We start from the raw sequence: 17,760 nt of genomic DNA, 5'->3' as shown, positions 1-17,760 counted from the left end.
ACTGTCGAAAACTTCGTAACTCATTGAATCTCAAGGAGTTTTCCGTTTCGACTGCGCCGGAAGTGGGGCGAATTATAGACCTCCAGAATCTGCCGTCAACCGTTAATTTCAGTTTTCTTTCAACAACTTACGGATCGGTTAAAAAACATACAAACCCCTCTATATATAAGAAGGAAAACCACTCCTTCTATATAGAAGGAACGCTCAAAGCACTCCATCCGCCCTGAGCGCATCCACTGTACCTGCACCCAGACCCAGCACCCGCTGCAAAACCTCCAGCGTATGCTCGCCCAACAACGGAGGCGCGCGACGGTACTCGACAGGCGTCTGCGACAACCGGATCGGACTCGCCACCTGCGGAACCATCCCCGCCAGCGCATGCGGGAGTTCTATAGCCAGCCCACGCGCCTTCACCTGCGGATCCTCAAACACTTGGGACAGATCATTGATCGGACCACACGGCACACCCGCTTGCTCCAACTGAGCCACCCATTCGGCGGTGGTCTTGAACACCGTCGCCTGACGGATCAGCGGAATCAACACCGCACGGTTAGCCACCCGCAGCTTGTTAGTCGCGAATCGCGGATCGTCCGCCCACTGCGGCTGGCCCGCCACCTCGGCAAACTTGCGGAACTGGCCGTCATTGCCAACGGTAAGAATGAAATCACCGTCGGCCGTCGGGAAGTCCTGATAAGGCACGATGTTCGGGTGTGCATTACCCAGACGTTTTGGCGCATTGCCGGTAGTCAGGTAGTTCATTGCCTGGTTCGCCAGGCATGCGACCTGTACATCCAGCAAAGCCATATCGATGTGTTGCCCGCCACCGTCGTGATCACGATGCGCCAGCGCCGCCAGTATCGCCACGGTCGAATACAGCCCCGTAAGAATGTCCGTCAGCGCCACTCCCACCTTCACCGGCCCGGCGCCTTCATCACCTTCAGGGCGACCGGTCAGGCTCATCAGCCCGCCCAGCCCCTGAATCATGAAGTCATAACCCGCACGCTTGGCATACGGCCCGGTTTGACCGAAGCCAGTGATCGAGCAATAGATCAGATCCGGATTGATCGCCTTCAGCGACTCATAGTCCAGCCCATAGGCAGCCAGCCCACCGACCTTGAAGTTCTCGATCAGAATGTCCGACTTCGCCGCCAGCTCCCGTACCAGGTTCTGCCCTTCAGGCCGAGTGAAGTCGATTGTCACCGATTGCTTGTTGCGGTTGGCCGACAGGTAATAGGCAGCCTCGCTGGTGTTCTCCCCATAAGCGTCTTTAAGGAAGGGCGGCCCCCAGGCACGCGTGTCATCGCCATTGCCCGGGCGCTCGACCTTGATTACCTCGGCGCCAAGGTCGGCGAGAATCTGCCCGGCCCACGGCCCGGCCAGCACACGCGATAAATCCAGTACCCGCAGATGCGACAGCGCGCCCATGGTCGCTCTCCTGTTAATAGAACGCCTGCAGACCGGTTTGCGCGCGACCGAGGATCAGCGCGTGAACGTCGTGGGTACCCTCATAGGTATTCACCACTTCCAGGTTGACCAGGTGACGGGCCACGCCGAACTCATCGGAGATGCCGTTGCCGCCCAACATGTCACGGGCCATGCGGGCGATATCCAGCGACTTGCCACAGGAGTTGCGCTTCATGATCGAGGTGATCTCGACCGCTGCGGTTCCTTCGTCCTTCATGCGCCCCAGACGCAGACAGCCTTGCAGGGCCAGAGTGATCTCGGTCTGCATATCGGCCAGCTTCTTCTGGATCAGTTGAGTGGCAGCCAGTGGACGCCCGAACTGCTGACGATCGAGGGTGTATTGGCGAGCGGTGTGCCAGCAGAACTCGGCAGCGCCCAAGGCACCCCAGGAAATACCATAGCGTGCGGAATTGAGGCAGGTGAACGGGCCTTTCAGACCGCGCACGTCCGGGAAGATGTTCTCTTCCGGCACAAATACGTTGTCCATGACGATTTCGCCGGTGATCGATGCGCGCAGACCGACCTTGCCGTGAATCGCCGGAGCGCTCAGGCCCTTCCAGCCTTTCTCCAGTACGAAGCCACGGATGTCGCCGGCATCGTCCTTGGCCCAGACCACGAACACATCGGCGATCGGGCTGTTGGTGATCCACATCTTGGCGCCGGTCAGGCTGTAGCCGCCGTCGACCTTGCGCGCACGGGTGATCATCGCGCCCGGGTCGGAACCGTGGTTTGGCTCAGTCAGACCGAAGCAGCCGATCCATTCGCCAGACGCCAGTTTCGGCAGGTATTTCTGTTTCTGTGCTTCTGTACCGAATTCGTTGATCGGCACCATCACCAGCGAGGACTGCACACTCATCATCGAACGGTAGCCGGAGTCGACGCGCTCTACTTCACGGGCGATCAGACCGTAGCTGACGTAGTTCAAGCCGCTACCACCGTACTGCTCAGGAATGGTCGCCCCCAACAGGCCGACTTCGCCCATTTCGCGGAAGATTGCCGGGTCGGTTTTCTCATGGCGGAAAGCTTCTAACACGCGGGGCGCCAGGCTTTGCTGAGCGAATTGGGCGGCGCTATCGCGGATCATGCGCTCCTCTTCGGTGAGCTGTTGATCCAGCAGCAGGGGATCGATCCAGTTGAAGCTAGCTTTACCGCCCATGAGTGCGTCCTCGCAAATCGGTGAATTAACGTGGCATTGATCCTAGGCCCGGTTCGCCAGCGCGGCAAACGAGGATTTCGCATCCTGTTGTGCTAATTTCTCACTCCGAAACGTCGCTGAATGCCTTTTATGCGGCGCATTAGTGAGGTTGCAGTACATGCGCAGGAAGATTCCCAGTACCACGGCCCTGATCAGTTTCGAAGCCGCCGCCCGGCACGAGAGCTTTACCAAGGCTGCCGAAGAACTTTCACTCACCCAGGGCGCCATTTGCCGACAGATCGCCAGCCTTGAGGAGTTCCTCAGTGTGGAACTGTTCCGACGCTCGCGACGCGGAGTGAAGCTGACGGAAGCAGGCCTTTCCTACAGTCGTCGGGTGGCCACGCAACTCGACGCCGTCGAGCGCGACACGCTTTCGGTGATGGGCCAGCAGGGCACAAATGTGATCGAACTGGCGGTGGTGCCCACCTTCGGCACGCAATGGCTGCTGCCACGGCTGAAGGACTTCCAGCTCAAACACCCGGAAGTAACGGTCAACCTGACCAACCGCACCCGCCCGTTCCTGTTTGCCGACACTGATTTCGATGCGGCGATCTATTTTGGCGACGCCGATTGGCCGGGTACCGAATCCCACAGGCTGATGGGCGAAAATCCGATGCCGGTGTGCAGCCCCGCTCTCCTCGGCAGCAAGAAACATCTGACACCCAACGAGATTGCCGAGCTGCCTCTGTTGCAGCAAACCACCCGTCCCTACGCCTGGCGGCAGTGGTTCAACTCCCTGAACCTGAACATCCCACGCGACATGACAGGCCCGCGCTACGAGCTATTCTCCATGCTGGCCCAAGCGGCCATGCACGACATGGGCATCGCGCTGATTCCACCGTTCCTGATTCAGCGCGAACTGGCCGAGAAACGCTTGGTGATCGCCAACCCGAGTGCGCTCTCCAGCATCAAGGCGTATTACCTGATGATTCCGGAGCGAAAGGTCGAATCGGCATCACTCAAGGCTTTTCGCGATTGGCTGGTCAACCAGGCAAACAGCTACAACCTAGAAGGATAAGGCCTTACAGCGATTACTAACCCGGTAGTCAGGAAAATCAAAGCCCTACAGATATAAGTATTTGTCGCAAAATCGCAGACTGTGTCCGAAAGTCGTACAGACGTCCCACAAGCGCCTGCGGACGTGGCTTTGAGCCTCTATTCACGACTCATTACGGCCTATTCACGCCGCCGATGAGAAATTTTTTCAAATTCAGCCAGAATCCTTACAAGGCACGGCCTGCAAGGGATTCAGCTGGCCATCTGCGACATTCGGTCACGGGATGACTTGTAGTTAATTTTCCGTCACCCGTCATAATCCCTTGAAGGGCATAAAGTTCGCCTGCAAAATGCCGCGCCCCGCCCTGATTTGGCGGGATCGTGCTGATCGGCCGCCCCAGTCGCACCATCCGCAGTGCCTGGGTTTACTCAATAAGATCACGCAGGAGATTTGACGTGCACATTGGTGTTCCTCTCGAAACCCAGACCGGTGAAACACGGGTTGCTGCAACCCCGGAAACCATTAAAAAGCTGATCAGCCAAGGTCATAAGGTCACTGTGCAAACCGGCGCCGGCGTCAAAGCCAGCGTTGTCGACAGTGCCTATGAAGCGGCGGGCGCAACCATTGGCAGTGCCAACGATGCGTTCGCTGCCGAGCTGATTCTCAAAGTGGTCGCCCCCAGCGACACCGAACTGGCGCTGATCAAGCGCGGCACGGTGCTGGTGGGCATGCTCAACCCCTTCAATAACGACACCATCGCCAAAATGGCCGAGTGCGGGATTACTGCGTTCGCCCTGGAGGCGGCGCCGCGTACCTCTCGGGCGCAGAGTCTCGATGTGTTGTCGTCGCAGGCGAACATTGCCGGCTACAAGGCTGTGTTGCTGGCCGCGCACTACTATCCGCGCTTCATGCCGATGCTGATGACCGCTGCGGGCACCGTGAAAGCGGCGCGCGTGCTGATTCTCGGCGCGGGCGTGGCCGGGTTGCAGGCGATTGCCACGGCGAAACGTCTGGGTGCGGTGATCGAAGCGTCTGACGTGCGTCCGGCAGTGAAGGAACAGATCGAATCCCTCGGTGCGAAGTTCGTCGATGTGCCTTACGAGACTGACGAAGAACGTGAATGCGCGGTCGGTGTCGGCGGTTACGCCCGCCCGATGCCGGCGAGCTGGATGCAACGTCAGGCCCAGGCTGTGCACGAACGCGCCAAGCAGGCCGACATCGTCATCACCACCGCACTGATCCCGGGCCGCAAGGCACCCGTATTGCTGAGCGCGGAAACCGTGGCGCAGATGAAGCCAGGCTCGGTGGTCATCGACCTCGCAGCAGCTCAGGGCGGCAACTGCCCGCTGACCGTGGCTGATCAGGTCGTGGTGGAGAACGGCGTGACCATCGTCGGCCCGACCAACCTGGCGGGTGAAGTCGCTGCAGACGCCTCGGCGCTGTACGCACGCAATCTGCTGGACTTCCTCAAGCTGGTGTTCACCAAAGAAGGCCAGTTCGACGTCAACCTCGAAGACGACATCGTCGCCGCGTGCCTGATGTGCCGCGACGGCCAAGTCATCCGCAAAAACGCCTAAGCAGGGATTCAGACGATGGAAGAGCTTATCTCCCCCGGTATCTACAACCTGATCATCTTCGTGCTGGCGATTTATGTCGGTTACCACGTGGTCTGGAACGTTACACCTGCGCTGCACACGCCGCTGATGGCAGTGACCAACGCCATTTCGGCGATCGTGATCGTCGGCGCCATGCTGGCCGCCGCGCTCACCGTCACGCCGCTGGGCAAGACCATGGGCACCCTCGCCGTAGCGCTGGCTGCGGTCAATGTGTTCGGTGGCTTCCTGGTCACCCGCCGCATGCTTGAGATGTTCAAGAAGAAAGCCCCGAAAGCAAAAGAAGAGGCGCCGAAGTAATGAGCATGAATCTCGTCACGACGCTCTACCTGATCGCGTCGATCTGTTTCATCCAGGCCCTCAAAGGCCTGTCGCACCCGACCACCTCGCGGCGCGGCAATCTGTTTGGCATGCTCGGCATGGCCCTGGCCATCCTCACCACCATCGGCCTCATCTATAAGCTCGGTGCTGAACTGGCGACTGCCGGCATCGGTTACGTGATCGTCGGCCTGCTGATCGGCGGCACTGCCGGTTCGATCATGGCCAAGCGCGTTGAAATGACCAAGATGCCGGAACTGGTCGCGTTCATGCACAGCATGATTGGTCTGGCGGCGGTGTTCATCGCCATTGCCGCCGTTGTCGAGCCGCAATCGCTGGGCATCGTCAAGCAACTGGGCGACTCGATTCCGGCGGGCAACCGCCTGGAGCTGTTCCTCGGCGCGGCGATTGGTGCAATCACCTTCTCCGGTTCGGTGATCGCTTTCGGCAAGCTCTCGGGCAAGTACAAGTTCCGCCTGTTCCAAGGTGCGCCGGTACAGTTTGCCGGTCAGCACAAGCTGAACGCGGTACTCGGTCTGGCGACACTGGTGCTCGGCGTGACCTTCATGCTCACCGGCAACCTCGCAGCGTTCGCGCTGATGCTGGCCCTGGCGTTCGTGATGGGCGTGCTGATCATCATCCCGATCGGCGGCGCCGACATGCCGGTGGTGGTGTCGATGCTCAACAGCTATTCGGGCTGGGCGGCAGCGGGCATTGGCTTCTCGCTGAACAACTCGATGCTGATCATTGCCGGTTCGCTGGTGGGTTCGAGCGGCGCGATCCTCTCGTACATCATGTGCAAGGCGATGAACCGTTCTTTCTTTAATGTACTGCTCGGCGGTTTCGGCAACACGGCTGACGCTGGCCCGGCCGGTGCGAAAGAAGCCCGTCCGGTGAAGTCCGGTTCGGCCGACGACGCAACGTTCCTGCTGACCAACGCCGACACCGTGATCATCGTCCCGGGTTACGGCCTGGCGGTGGCCCGCGCGCAGCATGCCTTGAAAGAGCTGACCGAGAAGCTGACCCATCGCGGCGTGACCGTGAAGTATGCAATCCACCCGGTGGCCGGCCGTATGCCGGGGCACATGAACGTCCTGCTCGCCGAGGCCGAAGTGCCTTACGATCAGGTGTTCGAGATGGAAGACATCAACTCCGAGTTCGGCCAGGCCGACGTGGTGCTGGTGCTCGGTGCCAACGACGTGGTCAACCCGGCTGCCAAGAACGATCCGAAATCGCCGATTGCCGGCATGCCGATTCTCGAAGCGTTCAAGGCCAAGACCATCATCGTCAACAAGCGCTCGATGGCCAGCGGCTATGCCGGTCTGGACAACGAACTGTTCTACCTGGACAAGACCATGATGGTCTTCGGCGACGCGAAGAAAGTCATCGAAGACATGGTCAAAGCGGTCGAGTAATCCTCCGTGGCGGCACCCAACGCCCCGACTTGTCGGGGCGTTTTTGTTTGCGCAAAACGTCGGACAATTTGCCACGTTGTTGCAGATCCAGTAACGGTGTTTTACTTGAAACCCGCTAAATAGACGCCTCGTTTGCGACCTTGGTAGCGGGACAGGCGCCCGCGAAATTCACTAGACTGCGCATCCTGCTACTCGCTTCCCGAGAAAATAATCCATGTACCGTGACCGTATTCGCCTGCCTTCGTTGTTGGATAAAGTGATGAGCGCCGCCGACGCCGCCGCGCTGATTGAAGACGGCATGACCGTCGGCATGAGCGGCTTCACCCGCGCTGGCGAAGCCAAAGCCGTCCCTCACGCACTGGCCGAGCGAGCCAAGGTCACGCCGCTGAAGATCAGCCTGATGACCGGCGCCAGCCTGGGCAACGACCTCGACAAGCAACTGACCGAGGCTGGCGTACTGTCGCGCCGCATGCCGTTCCAGGTCGACAGTACCTTGCGCAAGGCGATCAACGCCGGTGAAGTGATGTTCATCGACCAGCACCTGTCGGAAACCGTCGAGCAACTGCGCAACCAGCAATTGAAGCTGCCGGACATCGCGGTGATCGAAGCCGTGGCCATCACCGAGCAAGGCCACATCGTGCCGACCACCTCGGTGGGCAACTCGGCGAGCTTCGCGATTTTCGCCAAGCAGGTGATTGTCGAGATCAACCTGGCGCACAACGCCAACCTCGAAGGCCTGCATGACATCTATATCCCCACCTATCGCCCGACGCGCACGCCGATTCCGCTGGTGAAAGTCGACGATCGCATCGGCAGCACCGCGATCCCGATCCCGCCGGAGAAAATTGTCGCCATCGTCATCACCCAACAGGCGGACTCGCCGTCCACGGTGTCGACACCGGATGTCGACACCAACGCCATCGCCGAGCACCTGATCACCTTCTTCAAGCAGGAAGTCGACGCCGGGCGCATGACCAACAAGCTCGGCCCGTTGCAGGCCGGGATCGGCAACATCGCCAACGCGGTGATGTGCGGCCTGATCGACTCGCCGTTCGAAGACCTGACCATGTACTCCGAAGTGCTGCAGGACTCGACCTTCGACCTGATCGACGCCGGCAAGCTAAGCTTTGCGTCGGGCAGCTCGATCACATTGTCGGAGCGGCGCAACAGCGACGTGTTCGGCAACCTGGAGAAGTACAAGGACAAACTGGTGCTGCGTCCGCAGGAGATCTCCAACCACCCGGAAGTGGTGCGCCGCCTGGGTATCATCGGCATCAACACCGCGCTGGAGTTCGACATCTACGGCAACGTCAACTCCACCCACGTCTGCGGCACGCGGATGATGAACGGTATCGGCGGTTCGGGGGACTTTGCGCGCAACGCGCACCTGGCGGTGTTCGTGACCAAATCGATCGCCAAGGGCGGCGCGATTTCCAGCGTGGTGCCGATGGTCAGCCACGTTGACCACACGGAGCATGACGTCGACATTCTGGTGACCGAAGTCGGTCTGGCTGACCTGCGCGGCCTGGCCCCACGCGAACGCGCCCGAGTGATCATCGACAACTGTGTGCACCCGGACTATCGCCAGGCGCTGAACGACTACTTCACTGCAGCGTGCGCCATCGGTGGCCACACCCCGCACATTCTGCGTGACGCCTTGAGCTGGCACATAAACCTGGAAGAAACCGGGCACATGCTGGCGGTGTAATTCATACAGTCAAATCCGCCGATGCAAACACAGTTTGTTTCGGCGGTTTTTTCATCAGCCTCTTCTGGAAAAAACTGTACTACTGTACCGGTGTTTTCCTACAGCTTTTTCCTACCAACTCCCCCGAATCGAGCAAAAATGCACCAGTTAAGTGCAGACAGGTACAGTTTGCTCAATTTTGACCCGTACACCCCCTATAAACAGTTAACTGGTCACTCACAATACAGTTGAACTGTATCTAGAGAGACTAGGCAAACGAGAGGATCATGGGCACCAGTCAAACCACTACCTGATCCCGCCACAAGCGGAAGGATGTCAACCATGGAACGTACACTCAGTTCCGAACTGTTCTTCGAAGACAAAGCTGCAAAAACCCAGGCTTCCCTGCCTCTGCGCGTTATCGCCAACCTGATGTTGTGGCAGCGCCGCATCTCCAGCCGCCACCAACTGGCTCGTCTGGATTCGCGTCTGCTGGCTGACGCCGGTATCAGCGAAGCACAACGCTACGAAGAGCTGAGCAAGCCGTTCTGGCGCTAAGTAGCGTCGCTGGCTCTGGTCGTTAGACCCACCGCCAGCAACCCGAATCGAACAAACAAGACCCGTCGCGGGAAACCGCGACGGGTCTTGTCGTTTCAGGGTTCGAAAACGCCCGTACAGCTTGGTTTTGGAAGTACAAGTACAGTTTCTAGCAATCAATATCTGAACCAGTACAATTTTCCATTGGTGTATCTGCCGACCAAACTGCATCGGGCGCAGCATGTCCTTAACCCATCTCGGCTTAAGGGAAACGCCATGAAAGACTTACAGGATGTTTCGGAAATTTCGGCTCAACCTCTCATTCACTCACACCCGCTGCGGCGCCTTTTTCGAAGCCTGTGGCAAGGGCTGGAGCGCGCCAGGACGCGGCGCTTGCTGGCTCAACTGGATAACCGCGATCTGGCGGATCTGGGCTTAAGCCACGCCGATCGACTGAATGAACTGGAGAAACCCTTCTGGCGCTAGCATTTTGCCCACTGTGCGAACCCGGCGCGCAGGCCTAATATCGCCGCCAGAACGTGGCGAATCTTCTGTAACCCGCGTCTGACTCATCAGACACAAGCCACCTCTCTATACGGTTTACTTTCAGGAGATCCACCATGTCCCGTCTTCGCCTGCTCAGCGCTGCCGCCTTGCTGGCCGTGGCTGCCAATGCCAGCGCATCCAGCTTCATCGTGACCACCGACGCAGTGGTTGGCGCATTGAAGTCCTCTTCCGACGCCACCTCCGATGCCACCTCGTCCCTGCGCGACAACAAGGTTGTAATCGCCGCTCGGGACGACGCTGCCAGCTTCGTCGCCAGCGAAGGCCAGATCCGCGGCGTGAAATTGGAAAGCGCTCTGGACCTTATTCGCCACCAGGCACCGCAATTGAACGCGACTGACGCTCAACTGGCGCAAGCCATCCTGGCGATCTGATCCTGCATTGCTTGAAGGGACACGCAAGACGTGTCCCGATGTTTCGCCGCTGGCTCTGGCCCGGGCGTTTGCGCTAGCCTTGGGGCTCGTTAACAGCTATCGAGCCCCATGCGTTTACTCAAACTGCTTTTCCCTTCTGTCCTGATCAGCGCCTGCTGGGCGACGTCGGTCGATGCCTTTGATGTCTCCACGCAAAACACCGTGGTCAGCCTTTGGGCGACCGGCATGGTGTCTTCCGCACCGTTCGACCGTAAACTGATCATCGCTGCTCACGATGATGCGGCTGCGTTTGTTGCCAGTGACGGTGAATTGCGAGGCGCGCAGCTCGAATCCGCACTGCATTACCTACGCAAGAGCCGACCAAAACTTCATGCTGGCGACCTTGAACTGGCGCAGGCAATTCTCGTCCAATAGCTATCCTGATCCCTCGTTAACATTGCCCCTCCGGAGTCGTTCCATGCGTAGCCCGCTGATTGCTGCCGCCCTTGGCCTGTTGTTGTTGGCCGATGTGGCCCAGGCGCACACCCTGGTAGCCACCAGTAACATCATCGTTCGCGCCTCCCAGCGCACCGTTGATTTCACCTCAGACACCACCACCTCGATTCGCGACTCGAAAATCATCCGTGAAGCCCACGACGATGCCGCCAGCTTCGTCGCCAGCAATGGCGACATTCGTGGCGCCAACCTCGAAGCGGCCTTCAATACCTTGCGCAGCCGCGTGCCGGAAGCCCGCGACGCTAGCGACCAGGTATTGGCCGAAGCCATTCTCGCCCTGTGAAGTCACTCAGCGCCTGGCTGCTGGCCAGCGCGTTGTTGCTCTTGGGCAACAGCGCCCACGCCAGCCTGCAATTGCGGCTCAAGACCGACGGCCTGAGCCCTGCCGAACAACAGGCCAGCCAGGCGCTGCTCGATGAAGCGATGCAGAAATTGCCGCCGCGCTTCATCGAGCAACTGGACCGGCGCATCGATGTCGGCTGGACCGACGAAATGCCCGACAACGCCTATGGCGAAGCGGCGCTGGTCTCCGAACTCGATCTGAACCGCAAACTGCTCGCCGGCCTCACCGACGGTAGCGCGGCCAAAAAGAAAACCAACCGCCCCCACGGCACCGTGCGCCAGGAACTGCTGGCAACCGTGCTGCACGAACTCACCCACATTTATGACCGCGCCCGCCTGTGGCCCGCCGCCGAACGCACGCTGATCCAGCGCTGCACTCGGCGCAGCAACAGCGCGGGCCTGATCGGCATTCCCGATGAATGCCGCGGCCAGAACGGTCGCCGCTTCACCCTCAGCGATGACCCACGCCTGCTCGACCTCGCCGGCTGGCAGCAATACGTCGGGCGCCGTGGCGAGCGCGAACAGCACAACCGGCAGATCGCCCGCAGCCCGGACCTTTACGAGATCTCCAGCCCCAAGGAGTTCGTCGCGGTCAACATGGAGTATTTCCTCCTCGACCCGAGCTACGCCTGTCGGCGTCCGGCGCTCTATCGCTACTACCAGGAACGCTTTGGCTGGACCCCGCCCGCCAAGGACACCTGCAGCAAGACCTTTGCGTTTCTCAACGCCGGTAACGACTTTGCCAAACAGCCGCTGGGCCAGGTCGATCCGGAACGGGTTTACGCCGTCGACTACCTGCTGGCGGAGGCCAACCAGAACTGGGTCAGCCGCTGGGGCCACAGCATGTTGCGCCTGGTGATCTGTGCACCCGGCCGACCACGGGGTCCGGATTGCCGGCTCGATCTGGATCAACATCTGGTGCTGTCCTACCGCGCTTTCGTCGGTGATGTGCAGCTGTCGAGCTGGGACGGACTGGTCGGCAAGTACCCATCACGGCTGTTCGTACTGCCACTGGCGCAAGTGATCGACGAGTACACCAAGACCGAAATGCGCAGCCTCGCTTCGGTGCCGCTGAACCTGTCGCGTACCGAGATTGAAGAGGTGGTCGAACACGCCGCCGAGATGCATTGGAGCTACGACGGCAACTACTTCTTCCTGTCCAACAACTGCGCCGTGGAAAGCCTGAAACTGCTGCGCAGCGGCAGCAACAACAAGCAACTCGTCGGTCTGGACAGCATCATGCCCAACGGTTTGCTCGAAGTGCTCAAAGGCCGTGGCCTGGCCGACACCAGCGTGCTGGACGATCCGAAAGAGGCCTTGCGGCTGGGCTACCGATTCGACTCGTTCCGTGATCGCTATCAGGCGATGTTCGATGTGTTGAAGAAGCAGTTACCGATCAAACAGACCAGTGTCGAAGAGTGGCTCTCACTTTCCGCCGAAGAACGCCGTCAGTGGTTCGAGCGTGCAGACCTGCGCACCAGTGCCGCGTTGTTGCTGCTGGAACAGGCGAGCTACCGTCGCCAGTTATTGCTGGCCCAGGATGAGGTCAAGCAGCGCTACCTTGGCGCTCGGGAGCTGGAAAACGGTGGCATGGACAAAGCCAACGCGACCCTGCAGGAGATTCTTGCCAACAGCGGCTTCCTCAGCCGTCCGGCGGAGTTGCTCGACTCCCATGGCTACGGCTTGCCGCAGCCAAGCGAATTCGGTCGTCTGGAAGCTGAAAGCAGCCAGCGCCAGAAACAACTGCTGGCGCTGAGCGGCGACCTGGACAAAGAAGTACGAGCACTGCTGGAGCCCAAGCGCGCTGCGGAAATTGCGGCTTGCGAGGCCAACGTGAAGCAGGTTGGCGAGCATTTGCGCAAATTGCACAAGGCATCCGGCGGACTTGAGCTGCCCTGAAAAAAAATCGCAGCCGTAGGGCTGCGATCTTTTTAGGGTCTGTCGATCAGTTCAAAACACCGTCCAGAATTTCGTAGACGATCCCGGTACCTACCGCAATCAGCACAATGTCACCGCCGGCGCGGCGCCACTCATAACCCGGATACACCGGCAGACGGCTCAGCGCCCGCCCGTCCAGCCGCTCGCCGTAGTAACCGTGCGGCAACGGCCGGCCACGCTCCAGACGAATGCCCGGCGGTGGCGGTGCACCGCGCACGAAGTAGCCGTGGTTGTCGCGAATGGTCTGGCGCACTGGACCAAAATCGCGCGGCGGACCGCCACGGTGGTCGTTTTGCGGGCCACGGTGATCGTCACCGTGGTTCTCGTAATGGCCCGGTTGCGGGCCGCCGTGGTCATGATCATCGCGTGGATCGGCGCTGGCCAGCAGCGGGGTCGCGCTGATCATCAGCACACCCAGTCCGGCAATCAGACGTTTCGGCATTTTCATCGGGTCTTTCCTCACTGCACCAACAGCAAAAAGGGATTCAGAACGTGGTTCTGAATCCCTCGGTCTTGCTCATTAGGTTGCGCAGCGAGACGCTAATTCCTCTGTATCAGGAACTTTACTTTCAGCTGACGCGGGCCTGACGCACGCCTTCGGACAGCGCCTTGCACAGACCCAGCACACCATCGACTGCCTGGGCCGGCGTGGTCGCATTGGCGATATGATCGATCAGTGCCGAACCCACCACCACACCGTCGGCCAAACGAGCGATGGACGCCGCCTGCTCCGGAGTCCGGATACCGAAACCGATGCTGATCGGCAGGTCAGTGTGTCGACGCAGACGAGTCACCGCTTCCTCGACGTGTTCCAGGGTTGCCGCACCGGCACCGGTCACACCGGCCACCGACACGTAGTAAACAAACCCGGAACTGCCGTTGAGCACCTTCGGCAGACGCGCATCGTCGGTGGTCGGGGTGGTCAGGCGGATGAAGTCCAGGCCCGCAGCCTGCGCCGGATCGCACAGTTCATTGTTGTGCTCCGGCGGCATGTCGACCACGATCAGACCGTCGACGCCCGCTTCCTTGGCGTCAGCGATGAAACGTTCAACGCCATACATGTGGATCGGGTTGAAGTAGCCCATCAGCACCAGCGGCGTGTCGCTGTTGCCTTCGCGAAACTCGCGAACCATTTGCAGGGTTTTCGCCAGATTCTGCTTGGCGCCCAATGCACGGATGTTCGCCAGTTGAATCGCCGGGCCGTCGGCCATCGGGTCAGTGAACGGCATGCCCAGCTCGATCACGTCGGCGCCAGCGCCCGGCAAACCTTTGAGGATCGCCAGCGAGGTGTCGTAGTCCGGATCACCGGCGGTGACGAAGGTCACCAGCGCGGCGCGATTCTGTTCTTTGAGATCGGCAAAACGGGTTTGCAGGCGGCTCATCAGTGTTTCTCCTGCTTCGACTGTTCCATGTGATGCATGACGGTCTGCATGTCTTTGTCGCCACGGCCGGACAGGTTGACCACCATCAAGTGATCCTTCGGCAGTTTTGGCGCGCGTTTGAATACTTCAGCCAACGCGTGCGCGCTTTCCAGCGCCGGGATGATGCCTTCGAGGCGGCAGCACTGGTGGAACGCGGCGAGGGCTTCGTCGTCGGTCACCGAGGTGTACTGGACGCGGCCGATATCATGCAACCAGGCGTGCTCGGGGCCGATGCCCGGGTAGTCGAGGCCGGCGGAAATCGAGTGGGCGTCGATGATCTGGCCATCGTCGTCTTGCAGCAGGAACGTGCGGTTGCCGTGCAGCACACCCGGTACGCCGCCGTTGAGGCTGGCCGCGTGCTTGCCGGTTTCGATGCCGTAACCGGCCGCTTCGACGCCGATGATTTCGACGCTCTGGTCGTCAAGGAACGGGTGGAACAGGCCCATGGCGTTGGAACCGCCGCCGATGCACGCCACCAGGCTGTCCGGCAGACGACCTTCCTGAGCTTGCAGCTGCTCGCGGGTTTCCTTGCCGATCACCGCCTGGAAGTCGCGCACCATGGCTGGATACGGGTGCGGGCCGGCCACGGTGCCAATCAGGTAGAAGGTGCTGTCGACGTTGGTCACCCAGTCACGCAGCGCTTCGTTCATCGCGTCTTTCAGGGTGCCGGTGCCGGCCACTACCGGGATCACTTCGGCGCCCAGCAGCTTCATGCGGAACACGTTGGCCTGCTGACGCTCGATGTCAGTGGTGCCCATGTAGATCACGCAGTCCAGACCGAAACGCGCGGCCACAGTGGCCGTCGCCACGCCGTGCATGCCAGCGCCGGTCTCGGCGATGATGCGTTTCTTGCCCATGCGCCGCGCCAGCAGGATCTGGCCAATGCAGTTGTTGATCTTGTGCGCGCCGGTGTGGTTCAGCTCTTCGCGCTTGAGGTAGATCTTCGCGCCGCCGCAGAACTCGGTCAGACGCTCGGCGAAGTACAGCGGGCTCGGACGTCCGACGTAGTCACGCTGGAAATAGGCCAGTTCTTCTTTGAACGCCGGATCTTCCTTGGCCGTTTCGTATTCACGGGCCAGATCGAGGATCAACGGCATCAGGGTTTCCGCCACGTAGCGGCCGCCGAACGCGCCAAACAGGCCGTTATCGTCCGGGCCGCTACGCAGGTTGGAGGTGTTCGAAGTCTGGGTCATGATGTGCTCCAGGTGAATTCGGGTGAGAAGACAATGGCGTCCACTCTACCCCTGACCTTCCAGGCTGAAAACCGATAAGATCGCCGCAACCTGTCAGGAAAACTCACAGATACCATGAGCCACGACCTTCCCCCGCTGAACGCCTTGCGCGCGTTCGAAGCCACCGCCCGACTGAACAGCGTCAGTCAGGCGGCCGAACAGCTGCACGTCACCCACGGCGCGGTTAGCCGTCAGCTCAAGGTGCTCGAAGAGCATCTGGGCGTGAGCCTGTTCGTCAAGGATGGTCGCGGCTTGAAACTCACAGATGCCGGAGTGCGTCTGCGGGACGCCAGCGGTGAGGCCTTTGATCGCTTGCGCAGCGTCTGCGCCGAGCTGACGCAGAGCACCGCTGATGCGCCGTTCGTACTCGGCTGCTCCGGCAGTCTGTTGGCGCGCTGGTTTATTCCACGCCTGGGACGACTCAACGCGGACTTGCCGGACTTGCGTCTGCATCTGTCGGCCGGTGAAGGCGATCTCGACCCGCGGCGCCCCGGACTCGATGCCTTGCTGCTGTTCGCCGAGCCGCCATGGCCGGCCGACATGCAGGTGTACGAGTTGGCGGCGGAACGCATCGGGCCGGTGATGAGCCCGTTGTTCAGCGGTTATCAGCGCCTGCAAACCGCGCCGGCATCAGCCTTGCTCAGCGAACCGCTGCTGCACACCACATCGCGCCCGCAAGCCTGGCCGAGCTGGGCACAGCAAAATCACCTCAACGCCAAGGCGTTGAAGTTAGGGCAAGGTTTTGAGCATTTGTATTATCTGCTGGAGGCCGCAGTGGCCGGACTCGGCGTGGCAATCGCGCCAGAGCCGCTGGTGGCTGAGGACTTGAAGGCCGGTCGCCTGGTTGCGCCGTGGGGCTTTTGCGAAACCCCGGCGCAACTGGCGTTGTGGCTACCCAAGCGCGCCGCAGACGGACGCGCCCGGCAACTGGCGCAGTGGCTCAAGAATGAGCTGCGCCAGTCGGATCACTCGCCGCGCTTGAACAGCAAGTAAGCGGCCAGCAGACCGATTGCACCGACTGCCACACCGGCGGTGGTCCAAGGATGTTCCTGAGCGTAATCGCGGGTGGCGATGCCGGTCTCGCGGGTTTTCACTTTTACTTCTTCGTAAGCATCGCTGAGCAGGCTGCGCGAATGTTTCAGCGCGCTTTCAGCGTTGCTCTTGAGCGCCTTGAGGGTCTTGCGCGACTCGTCCGAAGCGTCGTCTTTCAGGCTTTCCAACGATTTGAGCAGACTCTCGATCTCGGCTTCCATGCTTTGCAACGAGGCTTTACGTAAAGAGGTGTTGGCCATGGTGGCTCTCCTGCATTGGTGATGAGTGGCGTGTGTTGTTTGGGACTTCAGCGGTTTGAGAAAGTGCAGAAAATCTGAACTTCACTTGCATCGAGCCGCCGAAATCATCAGTGCAGATTCACTGCTAGTCTCAAATCCACACATCCAGGAGATCGCCATGAGTGACCATCACACGTACAAGAAAGTCGAGCTGGTCGGCTCGTCCACCAGCAGCATCGAAGACGCCATCAACAACGCGCTGGCCGAAGCCAACAAGAGCATCAAGCATCTGGAATGGTTTGAAGTGGTCGATACCCGTGGCCACATCAAGGACGGCAAGGCTGCGCATTTCCAGGTAACACTCAAAGTCGGCTTCCGCATTGCCAGCAGCTGAGTTTGGGCTACGCTTCTGAACTTGCGCGCTGGCCGAGTGCCATAGGAATGGCAAAGCGCTACAAGGTGAGCGCATCGGCACCGCCGGTGCCCGCCTCTTTTAATCCGACCAGGGAGTGCGACCGATGAAGAAGTTCATATTGGCAGTAGGTTTGTTGAGCCTTGCGGGTGGCGCGTTTGCTGCTGGCAAGTCGTGTGATCAGTTGGAGAAGGAAATCAAGGACAAGCTGGAAGCCAAAGGCGTACATGGTTACGCGCTGCAGATTGTCGACAAGGGAAGTAATAAGGGCGCTGACGGCAAAACCGTAGGAAGCTGCGACGGTGGCAAAAAAGAAATCGTCTACAAACGCCATTGATCTCACTGAAAATGCAAAAGCCGACGCAAATGCGTCGGCTTTTTTGTGTACAACACATTCCCAATGTGGGAGCGGGCTTGCTCGCGAGAGCGTTATGTCAGCCGACATCCAAGGTGTCTGACACTCCGTCTTCGCGAGCAAGCCCGCT

21 protein-coding genes are annotated in these 17,760 nt (G+C 60.0%); 15 read left to right on the top strand and 6 right to left on the bottom strand.

Features of this window, described 5'->3' with window-relative positions; translation table 11 throughout:
* On the top strand, positions 1–227 hold a 227-nt coding region (locus AC27VU_RS25955; protein ID WP_488725207.1), incomplete at its 5' end, for a hypothetical protein.
* Here the strand turns inward: AC27VU_RS25955 and AC27VU_RS25950 are convergent.
* A complete protein-coding gene (locus tag AC27VU_RS25950) occupies positions 205–1,425 on the bottom strand; it encodes a CaiB/BaiF CoA transferase family protein (RefSeq protein ID WP_003220421.1) in 1,221 nt (406 codons plus the stop codon). The genes AC27VU_RS25955 and AC27VU_RS25950 overlap by 23 nt on opposite strands.
* A gap of 13 nt (positions 1,426–1,438) precedes the next feature.
* A complete protein-coding gene (locus AC27VU_RS25945; RefSeq protein ID WP_488725206.1) occupies positions 1,439–2,620 on the bottom strand; it encodes an acyl-CoA dehydrogenase in 1,182 nt (393 codons plus the stop codon).
* Positions 2,621–2,777: 157 nt separating this feature from the next.
* Here AC27VU_RS25945 and AC27VU_RS25940 point away from each other — a divergent pair, with 157 nt between their 5' ends.
* The 11 genes from AC27VU_RS25940 to AC27VU_RS25890 all read left to right on the top strand — a co-directional run bounded on the left by AC27VU_RS25940 (position 2,778) and on the right by AC27VU_RS25890 (position 12,900).
* Complete coding sequence (locus AC27VU_RS25940) at positions 2,778–3,677, top strand: LysR family transcriptional regulator (protein WP_488725205.1); 900 nt, start codon at positions 2,778–2,780, stop codon at positions 3,675–3,677.
* A gap of 434 nt (positions 3,678–4,111) precedes the next feature.
* Positions 4,112–5,233: a Re/Si-specific NAD(P)(+) transhydrogenase subunit alpha gene (locus AC27VU_RS25935; RefSeq protein ID WP_488725204.1), complete on the top strand. Its 1,122-nt coding sequence runs from the start codon at positions 4,112–4,114 to the stop codon at positions 5,231–5,233.
* A 15-nt stretch (positions 5,234–5,248) separates the two neighbouring features.
* Complete coding sequence (locus AC27VU_RS25930; protein WP_003220416.1) at positions 5,249–5,569, top strand: NAD(P) transhydrogenase subunit alpha part 2; 321 nt, start codon at positions 5,249–5,251, stop codon at positions 5,567–5,569.
* The gene (locus AC27VU_RS25925) at positions 5,569–7,002 is read left to right on the top strand and encodes an NAD(P)(+) transhydrogenase (Re/Si-specific) subunit beta (RefSeq protein ID WP_007962843.1); all 1,434 of its coding nucleotides are present in this window, start codon (positions 5,569–5,571) and stop codon (positions 7,000–7,002) included. Before AC27VU_RS25930 ends, AC27VU_RS25925 begins: the two co-directional genes overlap by 1 nt.
* Positions 7,003–7,216: 214 nt before the next feature.
* A complete protein-coding gene (gene scpC / locus AC27VU_RS25920; protein WP_003220411.1) occupies positions 7,217–8,710 on the top strand; it encodes a succinyl-CoA:acetate CoA-transferase ScpC in 1,494 nt (497 codons plus the stop codon).
* Between the two features lie 321 nt (positions 8,711–9,031).
* Positions 9,032–9,247, top strand: coding sequence for a DUF1127 domain-containing protein (locus AC27VU_RS25915; protein WP_003220409.1), 216 nt, complete (start codon positions 9,032–9,034; stop codon positions 9,245–9,247).
* Between the two features lie 255 nt (positions 9,248–9,502).
* A complete protein-coding gene (locus AC27VU_RS25910) occupies positions 9,503–9,712 on the top strand; it encodes a DUF1127 domain-containing protein (protein ID WP_103483936.1) in 210 nt (69 codons plus the stop codon).
* 134 nt (positions 9,713–9,846) lie between these two features.
* On the top strand, positions 9,847–10,164 hold the full coding sequence (locus AC27VU_RS25905; protein ID WP_003220405.1) for a DUF2388 domain-containing protein: 318 nt from the start codon (positions 9,847–9,849) through the stop codon (positions 10,162–10,164).
* 108 nt (positions 10,165–10,272) lie between these two features.
* Positions 10,273–10,578 carry a DUF2388 domain-containing protein gene (locus AC27VU_RS25900; protein ID WP_003220403.1) on the top strand — a complete coding sequence of 102 codons (306 nt, stop codon included), beginning with the start codon at positions 10,273–10,275 and terminating at the stop codon, positions 10,576–10,578.
* A gap of 43 nt (positions 10,579–10,621) precedes the next feature.
* A complete protein-coding gene (locus tag AC27VU_RS25895; protein ID WP_003220401.1) occupies positions 10,622–10,942 on the top strand; it encodes a DUF2388 domain-containing protein in 321 nt (106 codons plus the stop codon).
* Positions 10,939–12,900, top strand: coding sequence for a DUF7844 domain-containing protein (locus AC27VU_RS25890; RefSeq protein WP_488725203.1), 1,962 nt, complete (start codon positions 10,939–10,941; stop codon positions 12,898–12,900). Before AC27VU_RS25895 ends, AC27VU_RS25890 begins: the two co-directional genes overlap by 4 nt.
* A 46-nt stretch (positions 12,901–12,946) precedes the next feature.
* Here AC27VU_RS25890 and AC27VU_RS25885 read toward each other — a convergent pair whose 3' ends face one another.
* The 3 genes from AC27VU_RS25885 to trpB form a co-directional block, all read right to left on the bottom strand.
* Positions 12,947–13,387: an anti-virulence regulator CigR family protein gene (locus AC27VU_RS25885; protein WP_003220396.1), complete on the bottom strand. Its 441-nt coding sequence runs from the start codon at positions 13,385–13,387 to the stop codon at positions 12,947–12,949.
* A 121-nt stretch (positions 13,388–13,508) separates the two neighbouring features.
* Positions 13,509–14,321 (bottom strand): tryptophan synthase subunit alpha, encoded by an 813-nt coding sequence (trpA, locus tag AC27VU_RS25880; RefSeq protein ID WP_338800467.1) that lies wholly within the window; start codon positions 14,319–14,321, stop codon positions 13,509–13,511.
* On the bottom strand, positions 14,321–15,553 hold the full coding sequence (gene trpB / locus AC27VU_RS25875) for a tryptophan synthase subunit beta (protein ID WP_103483941.1): 1,233 nt from the start codon (positions 15,551–15,553) through the stop codon (positions 14,321–14,323). Before trpB ends, trpA begins: the two co-directional genes overlap by 1 nt.
* Positions 15,554–15,667: 114 nt before the next feature.
* Between trpB and AC27VU_RS25870 the strand changes: the two genes are divergently transcribed.
* Positions 15,668–16,585: a LysR family transcriptional regulator gene (locus tag AC27VU_RS25870; RefSeq protein WP_488725202.1), complete on the top strand. Its 918-nt coding sequence runs from the start codon at positions 15,668–15,670 to the stop codon at positions 16,583–16,585.
* On the opposite strand, the gene AC27VU_RS25865 is transcribed toward AC27VU_RS25870, so the two are convergent.
* Positions 16,558–16,884 carry an ElaB/YgaM/YqjD family protein gene (locus tag AC27VU_RS25865; RefSeq protein WP_003220391.1) on the bottom strand — a complete coding sequence of 109 codons (327 nt, stop codon included), beginning with the start codon at positions 16,882–16,884 and terminating at the stop codon, positions 16,558–16,560. The two genes, AC27VU_RS25870 and AC27VU_RS25865, sit on opposite strands and share 28 nt — an antisense overlap.
* A 157-nt stretch (positions 16,885–17,041) precedes the next feature.
* Between AC27VU_RS25865 and AC27VU_RS25860 the strand changes: the two genes are divergently transcribed.
* Both AC27VU_RS25860 and AC27VU_RS25855 read left to right on the top strand, forming a co-directional pair.
* Positions 17,042–17,257 (top strand): dodecin, encoded by a 216-nt coding sequence (locus AC27VU_RS25860; RefSeq protein ID WP_003220389.1) that lies wholly within the window; start codon positions 17,042–17,044, stop codon positions 17,255–17,257.
* Positions 17,258–17,381: 124 nt separating this feature from the next.
* Complete coding sequence (locus AC27VU_RS25855; RefSeq protein ID WP_003220387.1) at positions 17,382–17,612, top strand: DUF1161 domain-containing protein; 231 nt, start codon at positions 17,382–17,384, stop codon at positions 17,610–17,612.
* Positions 17,613–17,760: the final 148 nt, after the last annotated feature.

This window comes from Pseudomonas sp. 14P5.3.2, from assembly GCF_057799175.1.
This window is presented reverse-complemented; position numbering and strand designations above follow the sequence as displayed.